This is a genomic window from Cytobacillus sp. NCCP-133 (assembly GCF_026011715.1).
Classification (GTDB): domain Bacteria; phylum Bacillota; class Bacilli; order Bacillales; family Cytobacillaceae; genus Cytobacillus.
In genome coordinates this window covers 236,393-255,848 of the sequence record NZ_BRVM01000003.1, presented here as the reverse complement: position 1 = coordinate 255,848, position 19,456 = coordinate 236,393, and the positions used below count along the sequence as shown (strand labels likewise).

At 37.0% G+C, this 19,456-nt stretch carries 16 protein-coding genes and 1 pseudogene; 11 read left to right on the top strand and 6 right to left on the bottom strand.

All coding sequences use genetic code 11. The features are described from left to right. Positions 1-4: 4 nt before the first annotated feature. The 7 genes from walK (at position 5) to rlmH (ending at position 7,140) form a co-directional block, all read left to right on the top strand. Complete coding sequence (gene walK, locus NCCP133_RS06910; RefSeq protein WP_264804231.1) at positions 5-1,840, top strand: cell wall metabolism sensor histidine kinase WalK; 1,836 nt, start codon at positions 5-7, stop codon at positions 1,838-1,840. Next, on the top strand, positions 1,837-3,162 hold the full coding sequence (locus tag NCCP133_RS06905) for a YycH family regulatory protein (protein ID WP_264804194.1): 1,326 nt from the start codon (positions 1,837-1,839) through the stop codon (positions 3,160-3,162). The genes walK and NCCP133_RS06905 overlap by 4 nt, the downstream gene beginning before the upstream one ends. Continuing rightward, entirely contained in the window at positions 3,149-3,961 is an 813-nt protein-coding gene (locus NCCP133_RS06900) for a two-component system regulatory protein YycI (RefSeq protein ID WP_264804193.1), read from the top strand. Before NCCP133_RS06905 ends, NCCP133_RS06900 begins: the two co-directional genes overlap by 14 nt. A gap of 6 nt (positions 3,962-3,967) precedes the next feature. After that, the gene (locus tag NCCP133_RS06895; protein WP_264804192.1) at positions 3,968-4,762 is read left to right on the top strand and encodes an MBL fold metallo-hydrolase; all 795 of its coding nucleotides are present in this window, start codon (positions 3,968-3,970) and stop codon (positions 4,760-4,762) included. Between the two features lie 268 nt (positions 4,763-5,030). After that, on the top strand, positions 5,031-6,257 hold the full coding sequence (locus tag NCCP133_RS06890; RefSeq protein WP_264804191.1) for a S1C family serine protease: 1,227 nt from the start codon (positions 5,031-5,033) through the stop codon (positions 6,255-6,257). 161 nt (positions 6,258-6,418) lie between these two features. Beyond that, positions 6,419-6,580: a CxxH/CxxC protein gene (locus NCCP133_RS06885; RefSeq protein WP_264804190.1), complete on the top strand. Its 162-nt coding sequence runs from the start codon at positions 6,419-6,421 to the stop codon at positions 6,578-6,580. 80 nt (positions 6,581-6,660) lie between these two features. Next, positions 6,661-7,140: a 23S rRNA (pseudouridine(1915)-N(3))-methyltransferase RlmH gene (rlmH, locus tag NCCP133_RS06880; protein WP_264804189.1), complete on the top strand. Its 480-nt coding sequence runs from the start codon at positions 6,661-6,663 to the stop codon at positions 7,138-7,140. A 618-nt stretch (positions 7,141-7,758) separates the two neighbouring features. Here rlmH and NCCP133_RS06875 read toward each other — a convergent pair. The 3 genes and pseudogenes from NCCP133_RS06875 to NCCP133_RS06865 all read right to left on the bottom strand — a co-directional run. Further along, a pseudogene (locus NCCP133_RS06875) lies at positions 7,759-8,796 on the bottom strand (recombinase family protein); the annotation flags it as partial. Beyond that, on the bottom strand, positions 8,793-8,966 hold the full coding sequence (locus tag NCCP133_RS06870; protein WP_264804188.1) for a hypothetical protein: 174 nt from the start codon (positions 8,964-8,966) through the stop codon (positions 8,793-8,795). The pseudogene NCCP133_RS06875 and the gene NCCP133_RS06870, both read right to left, overlap by 4 nt. A gap of 30 nt (positions 8,967-8,996) precedes the next feature. Further along, the gene (locus NCCP133_RS06865; RefSeq protein ID WP_264804187.1) at positions 8,997-9,554 is read right to left on the bottom strand and encodes a helix-turn-helix domain-containing protein; all 558 of its coding nucleotides are present in this window, start codon (positions 9,552-9,554) and stop codon (positions 8,997-8,999) included. 336 nt (positions 9,555-9,890) lie between these two features. Between NCCP133_RS06865 and NCCP133_RS06860 the strand changes: the two genes are divergently transcribed. Together NCCP133_RS06860 and NCCP133_RS06855 are read left to right on the top strand one after the other, a co-directional pair. Further along, positions 9,891-10,802, top strand: a complete 912-nt coding sequence (locus tag NCCP133_RS06860; protein WP_264804186.1) for a hypothetical protein — start codon at positions 9,891-9,893, stop codon at positions 10,800-10,802. A 259-nt stretch (positions 10,803-11,061) separates the two neighbouring features. Then, complete coding sequence (locus NCCP133_RS06855) at positions 11,062-11,301, top strand: hypothetical protein (protein ID WP_264804185.1); 240 nt, start codon at positions 11,062-11,064, stop codon at positions 11,299-11,301. Positions 11,302-11,449: 148 nt separating this feature from the next. Here the strand turns inward: NCCP133_RS06855 and radC are convergent, their stop codons facing one another. The 3 genes from radC to NCCP133_RS06840 form a co-directional block, all read right to left on the bottom strand. Next, the gene (gene radC / locus NCCP133_RS06850) at positions 11,450-12,055 is read right to left on the bottom strand and encodes a RadC family protein (protein WP_264804184.1); all 606 of its coding nucleotides are present in this window, start codon (positions 12,053-12,055) and stop codon (positions 11,450-11,452) included. 220 nt (positions 12,056-12,275) lie between these two features. Next, a complete protein-coding gene (locus tag NCCP133_RS06845; RefSeq protein ID WP_264804183.1) occupies positions 12,276-13,001 on the bottom strand; it encodes a hypothetical protein in 726 nt (241 codons plus the stop codon). 19 nt (positions 13,002-13,020) lie between these two features. Further along, on the bottom strand, positions 13,021-13,269 hold the full coding sequence (locus tag NCCP133_RS06840; RefSeq protein ID WP_264804182.1) for a hypothetical protein: 249 nt from the start codon (positions 13,267-13,269) through the stop codon (positions 13,021-13,023). A gap of 311 nt (positions 13,270-13,580) precedes the next feature. On the opposite strand from NCCP133_RS06840, the gene NCCP133_RS06835 reads away from it, so the two are divergent. Both NCCP133_RS06835 and NCCP133_RS06830 read left to right on the top strand, forming a co-directional pair. Then, a complete protein-coding gene (locus NCCP133_RS06835) occupies positions 13,581-16,439 on the top strand; it encodes an SNF2-related protein (protein ID WP_264804181.1) in 2,859 nt (952 codons plus the stop codon). Positions 16,440-16,451: 12 nt separating this feature from the next. Next, positions 16,452-19,448 (top strand): DNA methyltransferase, encoded by a 2,997-nt coding sequence (locus tag NCCP133_RS06830; RefSeq protein ID WP_264804180.1) that lies wholly within the window; start codon positions 16,452-16,454, stop codon positions 19,446-19,448. The last annotated feature ends 8 nt before the right edge of the window (positions 19,449-19,456 follow it).

The following is a 19,456-nucleotide window of genomic DNA, read 5'->3' as shown; positions in this document are numbered from 1 at the left end:
ATTGATGGAAAAAGTCGGGTTTTTTCGGTCCATTCACTTAAAGTTTGTGATTATATATGTCCTTCTTATCCTGGTTGCGATGCAAATTATTGGCGTTTACTTTGTCAGGCAGCTGGAATCCACCTTAAAAGATAACTTCAAAGACACCATACAGGAGCGGGTTGATTTGCTTGAGTATTATCTGGAAGAGCAGATGACGAAGGAAAGGCTGCCAGATGAGGATGGACCGTCATTGGAGGAAGATGTCCACAGGCTATTAAGGGAAAATTATTACTCTACTGATATAACAGAAGTTCGTGTAATCGAAGGAGACACACTAAAAATATTGGGGACATCTGATCCGGATAATCAAGGGATCGTCGGCCAGAGATCGACTGACAATTTAATCAAAATGGCTATCGCTACTTCTAAGCCGGTTCCAGAGGATTATATTGACCCCTTAACAGGCAATCGCATTTGGGTCCTGGTGACTCCTATTGAAAATAATGGAGAGGTGATTGGGGCCATCTATCTGGTGGCTAAAATAGAAAATATTTACGACCAGATGCGGCAAATCAACAACATTTTTTCAAGCGGTACAGCGATAGCGCTTGCGATTACAGCGGTATTGGGCATTCTTCTGGCCCAGACCATTACACGCCCGATATCGGATATGAGAAAACAGGCTTTAGCCATGGCAAAAGGGAACTTCTCCCGAAAGGTAAAGGTTTATGGCTATGACGAAATTGGCCAATTGGCGATTACATTTAACAGTCTGACAAAGAAGCTGCAGGAAGCGCAGGCAACAACCGAGGGCGAGCGTCGAAAGCTTTCATCTGTCCTCTCTTATATGACAGATGGAGTGATTGCAACCGATCGAAAAGGCCGAGTCATTTTAATCAATGAGCCAGCTGCAAAAATACTAAATGTTTCACGTGAAACAGTATTATCTTCACCAATTGTATCCTTACTGGGCCTGGAAGAGGAGTACACGTTTGAAGAGCTTTTAAATGAACGGGATTCTGTGATTTTGGATTATAGCAGCAAAGCAAACACACTGATCCTCCGTGCTAACTTTTCAGTTATTCAGAAAGAAACGGGATTTGTAAACGGGTTAATTACCGTTTTGCACGATATTACTGAGCAGGAGAAGATTGATATGGAACGCCGTGAGTTTGTAGCCAATGTCTCACATGAACTCCGTACTCCTCTTACCACAATGAGAAGCTATCTCGAGGCACTTGCAGAAGGTGCTTGGAAAGATGAAGAAATTGCTCCAAACTTCCTGGATGTCACGCAAAATGAAACGGAACGGATGATTCGCCTTGTTAATGACTTGCTTCAGCTTTCAAAGATGGACAGCAAGGATTATCAATTGACAAAGGAATGGATTGATTTTATCTTTTTCTACAACAGGATTATCGATCGTTTTGAGATGACGAAGCAGCAGAATGTGACGTTTGAAAGAAAGCTTCCCGATCATTCAGCTTTTGTAGATATAGACGAAGACAAACTGACTCAGGTCCTGGACAATATCATCTCGAATGCGCTTAAATATTCTCCTGAGGGCGGAAAAGTGACTTTCAGTATGGAAGAGAAAGATAACTTTATTATTGTCAGTATTTCTGACCAGGGAGTCGGCATTCCAAAAGAAAATATTGATGAGATATTTGAACGTTTTTATCGTGTGGATAAAGCGAGAACTAGAAAACTTGGCGGAACAGGCCTTGGACTGGCTATTGCAAAGGAAATGGTGGAAGCACATGGCGGGAAAATTTGGGCAACCAGTACGGAAGGAAAAGGAACAACGATTTCATTCAGCCTTCCTTATGTGCGGACGGAAGAGGATGATTGGGAATGACATATGAAAATATTAAAACCATCCTACTAACCATCCTGGTTTTGACAAGTGCGTTGTTAACCTGGAATCTTTGGACCTATCAGCCCAACTACGAAACCATGGAGCAGACAAATACGGTCCAGGAAGTTGCCATTGCAGCGAAAAAGGAAATCGGGAAAGTGGTAAGACCGGACACCCTCTTGCTTCACTATGACGGAAATCAGCATTTCGGAACTGTCAGTCCAAGTGAGATCGAAAATATCATTAAAGAAATAAGCAGATGGAACTTTACTGATTTCGAAAATATCACCTCCCAAAAGGAGGGGAATGGGTTGCCCTCTTTTGTTCACAATGAGGGAAATGCAGTGATTGCCTATCCTGATTCTGTTCCAATAGATTTATATAGATCCGTCATAAAAGTAGGCGATAAAAGTCTCCCCAACTTCCAATTTGATCGAATTGTTATTGATGTAGATGAAACTCAAAAGGATAATGGGAACGTCTATTTTGTCTCCATGGACAGCCAGCAGGTTTATAGAAGTCATGTTCCTGCTTCTTTTATTCAGAATTTCAAAAGTAACTTCTTTAAAGTAACTGGGGAATACAAAGAGTATTTTGCGTATAAAGCTTCAGCTAACAGAACTCTATACTTTCCAGCAGAAGATACAAAAATGAAGAGATATCAATATCTGGCTAAAAAGCTGGACTCTGAAAAATATAAAAATGCCTTATTCAGTGACCCAAGTGTTGTTCAGAAAAATGATCAGCAATCAGAAGAAGAATACAATGATACTTTAAGTTTGCTTCGGGTGAATTCTGCTAAGAATACACTTCGATATGTAAAGCCGGCTGCGGGCAATAATCCAACCTTCCCTTCTGCAGACCTGCTAAAAAAGAGTATTGAGTTTATAAATGGCCATGCCGGGTGGACAGATAATTACCAATATGCTGAGATGGATCCAGTAAACCATAGAGTCATATTCCGTCTTTATGATTCTTCAGGCTACCCGGTTTTCAGCGATGATTCAAAGATTTCTGAAATTCGCCAAGTTTGGGGACAAAATGAAATCTATGAATATTACCGCAGCAATTTCCAGCTTGGCCTGCGGGCAGAAACTACCGAAGTATTACTAAGTTCCGGAAAGGCAATTATTGATTCTTTGCAGAAGTTAGAAGGTTTTGATCCTAAAAATCTGGAGGATGTTAAATTGGGGTACCAAATGGTTAAAGTCCCTCAAACCATGTTTGTCCGAATAGAGCCATCCTGGTTTTACCGCTATGAAGGCGAATGGAAAAGTGTGTCACTCAATGAAACAGGAGGGATGAATAATGGATTGGAGTAAAATCAAAACAATCTTTATTTTAACCTTCCTGGTCTTGGATATCTATTTGATGTATGAATTTTTTAAATTGAAGGATTCAAGCCAATATGAACCGATGGCACACGCATCATTTGAAAAGCGGCTTAAGACGGATGAAATTGAGTTTGGTGTTGATCTTCCAAAAACAAATCCGAAAGATAGATACTTAAGCGCGAAGCCGATGGTTTTTGATACTGATGAAATAGAAGAGGCTAAAAGGACAAAGCTGAAAGGGCAGGACATCAAGATTACGGATGGCACGATCCTAAATTCAGTCCTGGATGAACCATATGAAATCAGTGAGAAATTTAACCCTTCAGAACTTAATTCATTTATTAAAAATAAAGTCTTATACGGTGATCAGTATCGTTTTTGGGAAAAAAGCAAAAACAGTAATACGCTGACTTATTATCAGCAATTTGAAGATAAGATGTTCTATATGAATATAAACGGTGAGCTGACTTTCTACTTAAATGACGAAAATGAAATTGTATCTTATAAGCAGACATTGCTTGAAGAAATTGAAGAGATGCAGGAAAGCGAAAAAGTGATTCAGCCATTAAAGGCAATTGAAACCCTTAGTGAAAACGGCTTGTTAAAGCCAAAATCCAAGATTACCAACTTGGAATTGGGTTATTTTACGTTTGTGCATTTAAGTTCCTCCCAGGTACTGACTCCTGCTTGGCGGTTTGTCATAAATGACGAGGAAAATTTATTTGTCCATGCCTTCGAGGGGCAAATTATTCAGTTAACCAACGACGAAAAAAAAATAGTGGAGTGAGAGAATATGTCTTTACAATTTAGCGTTCTCGCGAGCGGCAGTACAGGGAATGCGATCTTTGTCGAGACGGAGGAACATTCCTTTCTGGTTGATGCCGGTTTAAGCGGTAAGCAAACGGAAGCCTTATTTGAGCAAATTGACCGGGATGCAGGGAAACTTTCTGGCATTTTAGTTACCCACGAGCATAGTGACCATATTAAAGGTGTCGGTATTCTTGCAAGAAAATATAATTTGCCGATTTATGCGAATGAAAAAACATGGCAGGCTATGGACAGTTTAATTGGACAGGTTCCCGTTGACCAAAAGTTCCATTTTGATATGGAAACCGTTAAAACATTCGGTTCCCTGGATATTGAATCCTTTGGGGTTTCTCACGATGCGGCCGACCCAATGTTTTATGTGTTCCATCAAGATGGGAAAAAACTTGTGTTAATCACCGATACAGGGTATGTCAGTGACCGTATGAAGGGGCTTATTTCGAATGCAGAGGCCTATGTATTTGAAAGCAACCATGATGTCCAGATGCTTCGTATGTGCCGCTATCCGTGGAATATAAAAAGAAGAATCCTTAGTGATGTGGGGCATGTATCAAATGAGGATGCTGCCTTTGCGATGAGTGAAGTGGCTGGAGACCGGACAAAGAGCTTCTATCTCGCCCATTTAAGCCTTGATAATAATATAAAGGATCTGGCGAGAATGTCTGTTACACAGACACTTGAGAGCCGAGGCATCATTGTAGGTGAACAATTTGATCTTTTCGATACAGACCCCAAGATACCAACCATTTTAACGGCAGTTTAATAAAAAAGTGAAAAAGGAATGAGCGAAATCTTTGGTTTTTGTTCCTCCTTCTTTTTTATTTGGCATTTTTTAAAAATTTTAAACAAAAATATGAACAAAGTCGTAAGATTTCTTTCACCCATGCATTTTGTTTAGATTTTTAAAATCGAGAGAGTATAATATTGGGTATAAAGGAAGAATAAATTTTAGCAATTATTCTTAAACGGCTTCTTCCGGTACAGGGAGAAGCAAAGTGTTTCTGTAATGATAAAGAAAGGATTGGTGCGGCTTGGGTTATTATGATCAAGATCATCAGAACCGATATAAGGAGCAAAAAGGCAATAAAGGCGGTTATTTTCTGGCCAGCCTCATTGGCATTATTTTAGGTGCCATTCTTATTATTGTCGCAGTGCCTAAACTATCCGATTATAATGTGCTCCCTTATACGGTTGAACCGGATGCGGAATTGCAGAAGGAAGCAGGTGTAAACAATGGCAATGCCAATGTTCAAAATGTCACTCTTGATGTTGTAACCGATGTAACCAAGGCTGTTGATAAAGCTGGTGATGCAGTTGTGAGCATTACTAATATTCAAACTGCGGGATTTTGGTCTAATGGCGGAAATGGCGGTGCACAGCCTGCTGGAACAGGATCAGGAGTCATCTATAAAAAAGAGGGAAATACAGCTTTCATTGTCACAAACCACCATGTAGTGGAAGGGGCAACGGAACTTGAAGTGAGCTTGCAAGATGGCACGAAGATTCCAGCAAAGCTTGTTGGAAGCGATATATGGACTGATCTGGCTGTGCTTGAGGTTGAGGCGAAGGAAATTAAGACAGTTGCTGAGTTTGGCGATTCAGATACCCTAAAGCCAGGGGAACCAGTTATAGCAATCGGAAACCCTCTAGGCCAATTTTCAGGCTCTGTTACACAGGGGATTATTTCTGGAGTCGAAAGGGCGGTGCCCGTTGATATTGACCAAAATGGGACGATTGATTGGCAGGCTGAGGTTCTTCAAACGGATGCTGCCATTAACCCAGGAAACAGCGGCGGTGCTTTAGTGAATATCAGCGGCCAGCTTGTTGGCATAAACTCCATGAAAATTGCTACTCAGGCTGTTGAAGGAATTGGCTTAGCTATTCCAATTAACTATGCCCAACCTGTCATTGATGACCTCGAGAAATTTGGAGAGGTGAGACGTCCTTACATGGGCATTCAATTATCTTCCGTATCTGATATTCCAGGCTATTACCAGCAGGAAGCGCTGAAGCTCCCTCAAGATGTTAAAACCGGAGTGGCTATTACTTCGGTAGAGCCGAATTCTCCTGCTGCGCAGGCCGGTTTGAAAGAGATGGATGTTATTGTTGAGATGGATGGTGAAGAGATAAAGGACATCATTGAGCTGCGCCAGCACCTTTATACGAAAAAAGCTGTAGGAGAACAAATGAAAATAAAGTTTTATCGTGAAGGCAAACTGAAGGAAACAACAATTAAACTGAGCGGCGAGACATTTTAGGAATACAGGAAATACTAAACGGGGAAGCGGTTAGCGCTTTCCTGTTTTTTGTTGTTTTGATAAGATGAGATGTGGATAAGTTGTATACATGGAAAAATAAAAATTATCCACAGAACGGAATAAAAAAACAGGCTGCCAGCCTAAAAAGGAGCAAGCTAAAAATGATTTACTGCTGTGAGGAACATGTTGATCTGGCAATAGATACAGTCGTCGATGAGTACGAAACATTCCCACAATTAACAAAAATTGAAGAGGAAAAAAAGTTATCAACACCCTGTGAATATTGTCAAAATAACGCAATGTATGTTGTAGCGAACGAGTGATCCCATACAAGATGTGGATGAAAATTGTGGACATGTGGATAACTTATGTGGATATCTTGTTTGTAAAGTGAGGACGAGCTGTGAATATCTCAATTATTACGGTCGGAAAGCTAAAAGAAAAATACCTGAAGCAAGGAATTGACGAATACTTAAAAAGACTGTCGGCATATGCCAAAATGGATATCATAGAGGTATCGGATGAAAAAGCTCCGGAGGAATTAAGTGAAACGGAAATGATTCAGGTTAAGCAAAAAGAGGGGGAACGGATCCTTACGAAGATCCATCTAGATGCCCATGTCATTGCATTGGCTATCGAAGGGAAAATGAAATCATCGGAAGAGCTTGCGGACACTCTCGATAAACTAGCTACATACGGGAAAAGCAGAATTGCTTTTGTTATCGGGGGATCACTTGGATTAAGCCAGGAGGTTTTGCAGCGGGCGGATGAGAAGCTTTCTTTTTCGAAAATGACGTTTCCTCATCAGCTGATGAAGCTGATACTCTTGGAACAGGTTTATCGGGCATTTCGGATTAATCGGGGTGAACCGTACCATAAATAAAGGTAAACTATTAAGGGACTCAAGCATGTCCCTTTTATATTTACCGTATGAAATGGAGCTTGTTGACCAAGTATCTAGCTGCTGCTCAAGGTCAGGATAAATACTTTGCAATAATTCGTAGCTATCGGCCATAGCATCGATAGTGAAATCAAAGAAAAGGTTAATCTTTGTAATATGACGACCTATACCACGTGGGGCTTCCAGACTTACCTGGATGTCTTTGATGATAGAGCGGAGCAGTATCTTTTGTTCTTCTGGCTCAACCCGTGAGAGTAAAACCTGAAAGTCCCCTAATAGTTGTTGTACTGAATCATAGTCAACAGGTGAAGTATCGGCTTCTGTTATTTCCGTATTTAACGCTTCCAGGCGTTCTTCTAGCTGCTTTTTTTGTTCCTGGGAAGAAACTAGCTTTGGTTTAACAATTTCTTTTGGCAGTTCCTCGTCAAGAAGAGCATTCATTAGTTTATCTATATGGCCTGTGATTTTGTTAACCTTAGACTTTAGCAGCTTTATTTCCTCTTGAATTGGCTCCATTGAATGACTTCTCTGCTTATTGGTTTCTGCAATGATTTTCTTTAATGCTGATGGTTGTGAGACAATACGTAATAACTCTTCAAATACATGTTGTTCGGCTTTGTCGGCACGTATTGAATTTGGTCGACATGCTTCTTTGCCTTTATTATGATACTGGCCACAAGTATAGTAACGATAAGTCTGACCTGCAGCTCCTTTTGAACGACTCGGAACCATTCCGTGACCGCATACAGGGCATTTTAATAAGCCACTGAGAATATATGGCTCTTGTGAGCGGGATGGCTTGATAGACCTTTTTTGACGGATACTCTGCACTTTATCCCATTGTTCTTGAGTAATAATTGGTTCATGCTCTCCATCTGCAAGAATAAAGTTCTCATTTTTACCTCTGCGGCGTTTTTCATTCCAATCCTCAACTTGATTGAAGCGTATTTTACCAATGTACATTGAATTATCTAATATTTGTTTAATTGCATTAGTGGAGAAAAGTTTATCCCGTTTTGATTTAAATCCTTTTTCATTTATACGATGTGTTATAGCCTTTAATCCTAATCCTTGTTCAGCAAGGTTAAAAATCTCCTTCACGATGATAGCTTCAGCATCATTTATGACTAAATGTTTATTAATACTATCGTATCCTAGGCAAAGTCCTCCGTTGAATTTCCCTTGCTTTGCTCGTTCTGTCATCCCCATTTTGACACGGCCAACAATGGTGTTACGTTCTAATTCAGCAAACGAGCTTATCATTTGAAACACCATTTTACCCATAGGAGTTGTCGTATCAAAGTTTTCATTTAAACTCATCAATTGAACATTATTACGTTCCAGTTCATCGCTAATTTCCAAAGCATCTTTTAATTTTCTTGAAACACGGTCTAATTTATATACCAGAACAATATCAAATTTTCTATGACGTGCATCAGCTAATAGTTTTTTCATTTCTGGACGGCCAGCGATACTCTTACCACTTACGCCCTCATCTATGTACTCATTAATAACTTCCATGTTCAACAGTTCTGCTTGTCTGTATAGTTCGGATAACTGAGCCTTAATACTAAATCCTTCGGTTGCTTGCTCTTCTGTACTTACACGAGCATATATTACTGCCTTTTTAATGTTCATTCTTTTCCCTCCGTTTCTATGTGTGTTTTATAATCCTTGTATTTAACACGGTTAATTGCTTGAGACACCGCGGCTATAAATATTTGTTTGTTATGCTTACCATTTTGTGATTCAATAGGTAAGCTTTTAAGTTCATTATAAAAAGGTTTTGTTTTCTGCCACATATTCATAATTAACACATCCTTTTAAAACTTACTTCCTTAAGAACTTAACTCTTTAATATATCTGTTTATATCTTCATTCACTTTAAGACTCCCTTTTAATCCACAAGCGATACTGATAGGTTCTAAGAGCCTTTGAAGGAAGGTATACACTGTTCCTTGATTTGAGGATGCTGAAATAGCTGTAAGTAGATTAATTTTTTCTTCAACAGAAAACTGATTTGAATCATTAAACAAAGCTGTAGCAATTTTAAAAGCCGCATCACTGATTTTACTTTCTTCAGTTCCAAGTGGTTGCATTGGTAAATTAGATTTAACCCACTCTTCATAGGGAATCCGAATATTATTTTCATGACATGTTTTAACTAATTCCATTAAAGACTGTCTTAACTGAGCCTGGTACGTTTCGATGATGATTTCTTTAATATCCAATTCGAGTGCCTTAGCTAATTTTAACGATGCTTCAAATGAAGGAGGATGTTTTTCCTTCTCTATATCGGATATGTGTGCGTGTGAAATACCGGTTTTTTCTGATAGTTGACGTAGACTAAGTCCCAAATCTGAACGTTTTCTCTTAACTTTTTGCGAAAATGTCATTATTAATCACCTCTATTCTATTATAAATGTAAGATTTGTTATTTACAATAATAATTCAATATAATACTATATTATTTAGATAGTGTAAGAATTTTAATTAACAATATGTATTGTTTACTATAACATAAGGTATTAGCTGCAATTTATATTAAGCTGTATACAATATATCTAGTTTAATCAGGTTTGGAACAAGCTTGAACACCAGGTACTAGCTAAGGTCGGTATAATATGGTTGCCACTCCTCTAACCGTATACCAATAGAGACCTTGAGGAGTAAACTTATACTTTAAGTTAATATAATGCTCCTCTGGTTTTACCAGCATAGGGGAAGTAGCTTTGAAGTTATCAAAGACTTGGAACACTAAGGTACAACAATTACCGTCGTCTGTTGCTATAACGTATTCCTATTTGTTTGAACAACACAATGAGATAGGCGACTGCCCGATTGATGGAATCGAGGTATTGACAGACTCATCTTTAGCGGCTGGATTTTATGAAATTGAGCCCCTCTTTAGAAAAGAATATCTTAAAGCAAACGAGAAGCAGCCATATAAGGTCAGTTATTCTTTAGGTTGTGTTACAGTTATGCTTGAACCAATATTTCCATGTGTCCCTGCAGTCAAAATAAGGATTAATCCGTCTAAAGGAGGGCTTTCTCCAAAACAGTTGTATGAATGGTGTCGATTTTTAGTAACTGATGTGCAACGAATATTTGTAAAAAAGGTAGATACAAAGTTAGATTTCTTTGGTCTTGACCCATATGAGTGTATGAATAAAATATGGTGGTGTTCGGATTTTAGAAAGATAGATGAAAGGTATTTTGAAAAAGGTACTCTGTATCTGGGAAGCACTCATAGCAAAATAAGAATACGGATATATGACAAAGGGAAAGAACAGGGGATAAGCATCGTTTGGACAAGGATAGAGACTACAAGGTCATATGATAAAACAGAACAAATGACTCTAATTACTTTTTTGAATAGTGTAACAGAATTGAAGCTATTTGAAGATGTTATCCTTGTTAATGCTGAAACTAAAGATATAAATGATATTTTAAGACAATATAATGTACAGGCAATTAATAATGGCAAGTATTCAATGATAGCGACATTAAAACAGTTAGATGTTCGTAAAAGAAACCGAGTCATACGTATTTTGAATGAATTAGGTTTCGTTAAATCTTTATTATCACAATATAAAGATGCCATATTAAAATGGAGAAAGCAGGACAACGAATTTTTTTTATAATAGGTGTTACAAAACCAACATTTTCATAGGATTATATATAGATTCAATGGCTTTAATATAACAGTAAGTGAATAAAAAGCGGACAAAACTAGGGATAGACCTATATGTAAAGGGGAGTTACCAATAAACATTATCGTTATAACCAATTAAGTGATAACCAATTTTACAACTTATTATGAATCTATCAGATAGTGAATATAGTAATAGAATCCCTTTTAGTTCATATAATGTATTATCAAAGCTAGGAGGGATTCTTATTATGTTAAAGGTCGGACAAACTGTTAGGCATAAAAAGGAAGGTTATAAGGGGAAAAACGATATTATCTATGATTCTAACGAATATGAAAGTAATAAGGTACATAAAGATATTTGCGTGGTTAGAGTTCCAGGAGAAATTCTTCCTAAGCATGTCCATTCTAGTGAATTGATGCACGATGGAAGGACTCCAAGATGTCATAGTAAGAAATGTAGAAAACGCCTTGATGAGACAATGGAGTAATGTAATAGATACGGTTGGATTTTATGTCCTTCATGCTCGTCATGCGGTTGTAACTATTAATGGATTATTTCAATTGTAATGGGTACTTATAATTATAAAAGGATAGGGACCAACAAATAGTCAGTCCCCATTTTAATCCTTCTTAATTTTATAGGTATCCTTTTTCTTTTAAACTAATATATTTTTCATGTCCAATTATTAGGTGGTCAAGAATTTCGATGCCCACAACCTTACCAACTTCGGCAAGACGTTTGGTAATCTCTATATCTTCTCTTGAAGGCTCTGGCTGTCCAGATGGATGATTATGAGCCACAATGGCACTGGCACAACTGCGACGAATTAAACATTTGAACGTCTCGCGGGGATGCACAATCGAAGCGTTTAACGAGCCGACAAATACAGTCTCACGAAATAATACCTCATTTTTCGTATTAAGGCCTAAGCAAACAAACTCTTCTCTATTTAGGTACTGCATGTCTTTTAAATAGCGATAACCATCCTCAGGGCTTCTGATTGCAAAGCGAGTTTCCATTGGTGTCGGATTCATACGTGCAAGTTTTAATGCCGACATAATTTGTTGGGCTTTACCCTTGCCAACCCCTTTAATTTGCAAGAGTTCTTCTTCTGTTACTTCAAGTAATTCCTGAATGGACGGAAAGCGGCTGAAAATCTCATTTACGATATATCCATCTTCTTTTTCTCTGATTGTAGCTGCAAGTAAAATTTTAAATGTGTATTTATCAAATATATCCATAGAATATTCCTCCAGTTATTTTGAAATAAAAAAGGAGAGACAAATGTCCCTCCAATTGATTGAAATAGATTTTTTCTGTATGATGTTTATAAGGTGATTATTGATGAGTTCGTAAATTGAGCTCATTTTTTTTGTGCATTAAAAGAGCCCTTAGAATGCTTTTGCACTCAAAGAGCTTCATGGGTTTATCTTATGACTAATATTCATTTGATTCACCTCCTTAGGGCTGTTCCTTAAGTAGCAACAAGTCCTGGATGAAAGATGATGCTTGTTGTTTTGTTAGCATTGTACTGTGCTCCACGTTGTATTGCATCCTCATCAGTTCCCTTGCAACTTCAGGAAGCATGTTGATTTCTTTAACTGTTCTAAAAATCATTTGTAGCTGCCTTTCAGTGACTGGTTCATTACCTCCTTTGATGTGAGTTTGTTTTGAGAAGTCCTCAATATCTTGAGTGAAAATTCCACTAGCTCTTGTTGCTGATAGTACTGCATCAATTAATGCACGTTTCTTTGCCATCTTTAGAAGTGTATTGATTACGCTGAATGGGTCTTGGTTAATATAAGCTTTCTCTTTGTTGTTACATGTTCCGATTCCTTCAGCCTCCATCAGCCCTGTTTGCTTACTAATAAGAGTGACCTTTACCTCGTATGCAAATATCCCTTTCTCCCAGTTCTCAATACGATTGATAATACTGACTTGTTTGGAAAAACCAAATATATCACACAGTTTTTCTGCACCAGGTTTAAGTAGGGTTGGCTTGTCAAATCCTTCAATTTTCCCGTAATCTACCCCTTCCGTCATCATCTCTCTAACAAACTGTTCTAGTAATTTAATTCTTTCTTTCGCTTCTCGTAAAGAGATTGCTAGACTAGGAACAATATTAGCCTGTTCCACTTTTTCTGACAGTGGAATTACATTACGTAGCTTTTCTAATGCATCCTTCAATGTTTTTCACTCCTTTGTATTAGTTGCTTTCTCCGTTACTTCCTTCATAAAATGACATTAGATGTTCCAGTTCACCATTTCCGTTATAATTGCTTAACCTCTCCATAGTCTGTTCAAGTTCTTCTAAACTACGAATAGTACACTTTATCCCAAAGCACCATAGGTCTTTGAGATGACCCTTACTTTCTTGGCTAGATGCTAGGAACCCTGACCATTCTCCTCTTTCAGTTATGACACGTTTTACTGTCTCCTTGTGAAGCTTTCTCATTGTTTCACCTCCTTTGTTGTTGGAAGCCTCTCACCATCCTAGTCCTCACTGTAAATAAAAAAAGGACCTATTCCATATTGGAGTAGGCCTGTTAAAAAGGGGTGGGGCACCGAACGGCAACAAAGTCTATTATAGATATACCTAGTACCCCCAGAAATTTTATATCAAATTTTTGGTATATATAGTTTTTTAGAAACTTAGTAAATAGTGCGAAGCACGGATATGCTGGAATTAAATGAAGATATAAAAAAAGGGAATTTATAGAATTTGAATATATTAATGGTTATAATTATTTTGAAGGGGGGATTTTTGTGTCAACAATCTATCATGCAAAATATTTTGCTCATGAATTAACGAGGCAATCAACCGAAGCTGGGGTTGAGAAGCTGTCCAGGTCTCTATTTGATGCATCCGTTGACTTAAACCCTCATCAAATTGAAGCAGCCCTGTTTGCTTTCCGTTCTCCTTTATCTAAAGGTGTTGTACTTGCTGATGAGGTCGGACTCGGGAAAACAATTGAAGCAGGGTTAGTATTGTGTCAAAAGTGGGCAGAGCGTGAGAGGAAGCTTATTATTATTTGCCCAGCATCTCTGCGTAAACAATGGAGCATGGAGCTTAAAGAGAAATTTAATCTTCCAAGTATTATTTTAGAGGCGAAATCGTTTAACGACTATATACGTAATGGAAAAGGTAATCCGTTTATACAAGATGCAATAATAATTACATCTTTTCAATTTGCAAATCGTAAAAGAAATGAATTAAAGCTTGTTCCTTGGGATATGGCTGTTATTGATGAAGCCCACAAATTACGGAATGTTTATCGTCACAGTAACAAGCTAGGTAAAGGAATCAAATGGGCGTTAGATGACACTAAGAAACTACTACTAACAGCGACACCTTTGCATAATTCGTTACTAGAGTTATTTGGCCTATCTTTATTGATAGATGAACATATCTTTGGTGATATAGGAGCTTTCCGTTCGCAATATATGAGTAATAATGGTAATTTACAAGACTTAAAGGATAGGTTAAGGGCGTTCTGTCACATAACCCTTCGTTCTCAAGTTTTGGAATACATACGTTATACAGAGAGAATCCCAATAACTTTCCCGTTCAGACCTACAGATGATGAACAAGCTTTGTACCAAGCGGTATCAGAGTTTTTATTACGTGAAGATACCTATGCCATCCCTAATAGACAAAAGGTCTTAACGACGTTAATCATTCGCAAATTACTTGCATCATCATCCCAGGCTCTTTCAGGTACACTAAATACGATAAAGGAGCGTTTAGAAGCCACTTTAGGCAGTTACACTCCTGAAGATAACTGGTTAGAGAAATTAGTAGATTTGGATGAAATGGAAACGGAATTAATAGAGGAAGAGTACAATGAAGATGATGATGAAAATGAGGTAATACAGCCTTTAAATATAGAAAAGCTGAAGAAAGAAATAGAAGAGGTTAACAGATTATTAAACTGGGCTAGGTCTATCCGTGTTGACAGTAAATCACGTTCATTATTAAAAGCTCTTGAAACAGGATTTGTCGAAATGGGGAAAATGGGTGCGAGTCGAAAAGCCCTAATTTTTACTGAATCTAGACGTACCCAGGGGTATCTAAAAGACTTTTTGGAGGCGAATGGATATGCAGGTAGAATTGTATTGTTTAATGGGACAAACACTGATGAACATTCAAAAGGAATCTATAAAAATTGGGTAGAGAAGAACCAAAATACAAGTAGAATTAGTGGCTCTAAAACAGCAGATATGAGAGCTGCGTTAATTGAATATTTCCGAGACTCTTCAGAAATTATGATAGCTACAGAATCAGCAGCAGAAGGAGTTAACCTTCAATTTTGCTCATTGGTTATTAATTATGACCTCCCTTGGAACCCGCAGCGAATTGAGCAACGGATTGGACGTTGTCATCGCTATGGACAGAAGCATGATGTGGTGGTTATTAACTTCTTAAATGAGCGTAATGAAGCAGATAGAAGGGTTTATGAACTCCTTAAAGAGAAATTTAACCTCTTTACAGGTGTTCTAGGTGCTTCCGATGAAGTGTTAGGTAGTATTGAATCAGGCGTCGATTTTGAAAAACGAATTTTATCAATCTATCAACGCTGTCGTACACCAGAAGAAATTGAGAATGCTTTTAAAGAGTTGCAAAATGAATTGGAGCAACAAATCCAAAGCCGTTTAGACGATACAAGGAAAGCTTTACTAGAGCACTTTGATATGGATGTCCATTCGAGATTAAAAGTCCATCTTGAAGATACCAAATACCATTTAGACCGAGTAGGTAAGATGTTCTGGTCTTTAACTAAAATTATGTTAAAGGAAAAGGCAAAATTCAACGATGATGACTTAACATTTACTCTAGTAAAGGAGCCACCAATTTCCAATATTCCTATGGGGAAATATGAGCTTATCTCCAAAGACGAAAAGGAAACAGGAGCACATCTTTACCGGCTTTCAGACCCTCTCGGGGAATATGTCATAAATTCGGCAAAATTAATACCAACCCATCTAAGCGAAGTGCAATTTGATATAACCAATCACCCTGTCCGAATATCTGTAATTGAATCTCTTAAGGGTAAAAGTGGCTTTTTAACATTAACTAAATTATCAATAGATTCCTACGGTAAAGAAGAATATTTGCTTTTTAACGGAGTTACTGATGATAATAAAACAATGGACCAGGAAACATGTGAAAAGTTGTTTCAATGCGTTGGCCATGAAAATAAGCAAACGAATTGTTCTAGTGATAAACTTTTGACCTTAAAAAAAGATGCTAACCGTCACGTTGAAGCAACCATTAGCAAATCACTTGAAAGCAATAATAAGTTTTTCCATGAGGAAAGAGAAAGATTAGAAAAGTGGGCGGACGATTTAGTACTTGCTTCTGAAAAGGAATTAAATGATACAAAGGCAAAAATTAAAGAGGCCAAGCGGCAAGCGAGGCTGGCCAAATCGACAGAAGAGCAACACCAAATACAAAAACACATTAAGGACTTGGAACGACTGCAGCGGAGGCAAAGGCAACGTATATTTGATGTTGAAGATGAAATAATGGATAAGCGTGATGACCTTATTGATGAACTTGAAAAGAAAATGGTTCAAAAAACAGAACAGGAAGAATTATTTACTATACGTTGGACAGTGGTTTAAGGAGGATTTTTAATGACAACAACGCAACAAAAGAAATTTATCGATTTACTTAAAGAAATATTTCAATTTGACCAAGCAGATTTAGACTTCGGCATATATCGAATTATGAACCAAAAACGTGATGAGGTAACTAACTTTTTGGAGAAGGAATTAGTACCTCAGGCTCAAAAGGCATTTGAAAAATACAAGAATGCAGATATAGAAACAATTAAACAACAAATAGAAGACCTTGAGAAAAAACTAAGTGATATGGGTGTGGCAAAGGAAAGTTCTGAAAAGTATAAAACCCTTACAGAACAACTTAATCAAGGCGTAGATGTTACAGCGCTCGAAAATGAAGTGTTCTCCGATTTAACAAGTTTCTTCAGACGGTATTATGACAATGGTGATTTTATTTCTTTACGACGTTATAAAAAGGATGTTTATGCAATTCCATACGAAGGGGAAGAAGTAAAACTTCACTGGGCGAACTCAGACCAATACTATGTGAAAACATCCGAGTATTTCCGTGATTATACGTTCAAACTACCTTCGGAAAGAACAGTCCATTTTAAATTGATAGAGGCTAATACAGAACAAAATAATAATAAAGCTCAGGAAGGTAAAGAACGACGGTTTATTCTTTTTGAAGATGACCCAATTAAAGAGGAAAATGGGGAACTATTTATCCATTTTGAATATCGTCCTGGTGAAGGAAAGCAAACACAAAAGCAATTAAATGAAAGTGCATTAGAAAAGATATTCACTATAAAAGGGAATGCTGATTGGTTACAAGAACTACAGACTCTTTCTCCAACTGAAAAGAATAAGAAACGTACTATTCTAGAAAAGTATTTAAATGACTATACAGCACGTAATACCTTTGATTATTTTATCCATAAAGATCTAGGTGGCTTTTTACGGCGTGAGTTAGACTTCTTTATCAAAAATGAAATAATGCACTTAGATGACCTTGATACTGAAAACGAGAAACGATTTGAACAATATCTATCAAAGGTGAAGGTGATTAAATCTATTGGCGAGAAAATCATTGCATTTCTAGAACAAATAGAAGATTTCCAAAAGAAACTTTGGTTAAAAAAGAAATTTGTCATTGAAACCAACTATTGTATTTCACTCGATAGAATCCCAGAAGAATTATATGAAGAAATTAGCCAAAATGAGCAGCAAATAGATGAATGGAAAAAGCTTTTTTCAATTGATGAATTAAGTAATTTTACCAAACCATTATCAGTTAAATTTTTATCAGAGAATCGTTATCTCTTACTAGATACAAAATTCTTTAGTAGTAATTTTACAGATAAATTACTAGCTCAAATAGAAAATATTGACGGTAATGCTGATGGATTATTAATTCATAGTGAGAATTTCCAAGCATTAAATTTATTACAGGAAAAATATCAAAAAAGTATTAAGAGCATTTATATTGACCCACCATACAATACCAATTCCACTCCAATAATATATAAAAATGGTTATAAGCATTCATCGTGGCTTTCATTAATGAAGGATAGATTGGAATTCTCTAAGCCTTTAATGGATAAAAAAAGTGTGTGTGCTATTGCTATCGATGATACGGAGATGGTTAATCTGATGTCTGTCTTAAAAGGGAGTTTCACAAACCATAGAATTTCTCCAATAACATTAGTCCATAATCCCAAAGGTTCCATTACTAAAGATTTCAATAGAGTACATGAATATGCAATTTTTATTACTAATGAAGATGAAAAAAATGTTATAAATCGTACTCTAGAAGAAAATGATACACCAAGAAAAATGAGAAGGTGGGGAGAGAATTCTTTAAGAACTGAAAGGAGATTATCCTTTTATCCAATTTATATTAAAGATGGGAAAATAACAAGAATTGGTGACGTTCCTAGTGATGAATTTAGCCCGGCAGGTAGGAATGTAAGACAAGAAAACGGTGAAATTGAAATATGGCCAATAGACCAAAATGGTATAGAAAGAAGATGGAATTTTGGTTTAGATACCATTAAGAGTAATTTAGATAGAATTGCAATTATAGAGAATGATGGCGTCTTTGATTTGTTTTTAACACATGAATTAACCGTTCCCAAAACCGTGTGGAGTGGTGGAGAATACGATGCTGGAAATTATGGAAATACATTGTTAATAAATATGCTTGGAAAAAAGTTATTTGATTTTCCTAAATCCATAAATACTGTAAAGAGAAGCATTAGTTTATCTACCTTAAATGAAAATAAGGATATAATACTCGATTATTTCGCTGGTTCAGGCACGACTGGTCATGCAGTTGTAGAGTTAAATAGGGAAAATGGTAGTGACCTTAAATACATTCTTGTTGAAATGGGAGAATACTTTAATACAGTAACAAAACCAAGAATACAAAAGGCAATCTATTCGAAGGATTGGAAAGATGGGAAACCTGTTTCGCGTGAGGGTTCAAGTCATATGTTTAAATATATAAAGCTTGAGTCTTATGAGGATGCTCTAAATAATATTCAACTCAAACGTTCTTCCCAGCAACAATCAGCTATGACTGAATTAATGTCTAGCGAAGCGAAGGAAGAATATTTACTTTCATATATGCTAGAAGTTGAAGCAGAAGGAAGTTCATCATTATTAAATACCGAGGCATTTAGAAATCCATTTGATTATAAAATGATGATTACAAATGGAACGGAATCTAAGCTTACAAATGTTGACCTTGTGGAAACCTTTAACTACTTGATTGGTTTACATATTAAGACCATTGATTTGATTAAAGGTATTAAAGTAATAACAGGAACATTACGGACAGGGGAAAATACTTTAGTTCTTTGGAGAAACACGGATGAAGTCACAAATGAACAGTTAGAAGACTTCTTTAAAAAGCAAGGTTACAATACACGTGACTCTGAGTTTGAACGAATTTATGTCAATGGAGATAATCACTTAGAAAACTTGAAATTGGCGGAAAATAAGTGGAAAGTGGTTCTTATTGAGGAAGAATTTAAGCGTCTAATGTTTGATGTACAAGATATGTAGGAGGTGAG

What these genes read in the sequence shown, in the direction of transcription:
- NCCP133_RS06830 (WP_264804180.1), top strand. Translation starts at nt 16,452, where the DNA reads ATGACAACAACGCAACAAAAGAAATTTATCGATTTACTTAAAGAAATA.
- NCCP133_RS06900 (WP_264804193.1), top strand. Translation starts at nt 3,149, where the DNA reads ATGGATTGGAGTAAAATCAAAACAATCTTTATTTTAACCTTCCTGGTC.
- NCCP133_RS06895 (WP_264804192.1), top strand. Translation starts at nt 3,968, where the DNA reads ATGTCTTTACAATTTAGCGTTCTCGCGAGCGGCAGTACAGGGAATGCG.
- NCCP133_RS06870 (WP_264804188.1), bottom strand. Translation starts at nt 8,966, where the DNA reads ATGAATATGTGGCAGAAAACAAAACCTTTTTATAATGAACTTAAAAGC.
- NCCP133_RS06855 (WP_264804185.1), top strand. Translation starts at nt 11,062, where the DNA reads ATGTTAAAGGTCGGACAAACTGTTAGGCATAAAAAGGAAGGTTATAAG.
- radC (WP_264804184.1), bottom strand. Translation starts at nt 12,055, where the DNA reads ATGGATATATTTGATAAATACACATTTAAAATTTTACTTGCAGCTACA.
- NCCP133_RS06905 (WP_264804194.1), top strand. Translation starts at nt 1,837, where the DNA reads ATGACATATGAAAATATTAAAACCATCCTACTAACCATCCTGGTTTTG.
- NCCP133_RS06840 (WP_264804182.1), bottom strand. Translation starts at nt 13,269, where the DNA reads ATGAGAAAGCTTCACAAGGAGACAGTAAAACGTGTCATAACTGAAAGA.
- NCCP133_RS06865 (WP_264804187.1), bottom strand. Translation starts at nt 9,554, where the DNA reads ATGACATTTTCGCAAAAAGTTAAGAGAAAACGTTCAGATTTGGGACTT.
- NCCP133_RS06885 (WP_264804190.1), top strand. Translation starts at nt 6,419, where the DNA reads ATGATTTACTGCTGTGAGGAACATGTTGATCTGGCAATAGATACAGTC.
- walK (WP_264804231.1), top strand. Translation starts at nt 5, where the DNA reads ATGGAAAAAGTCGGGTTTTTTCGGTCCATTCACTTAAAGTTTGTGATT.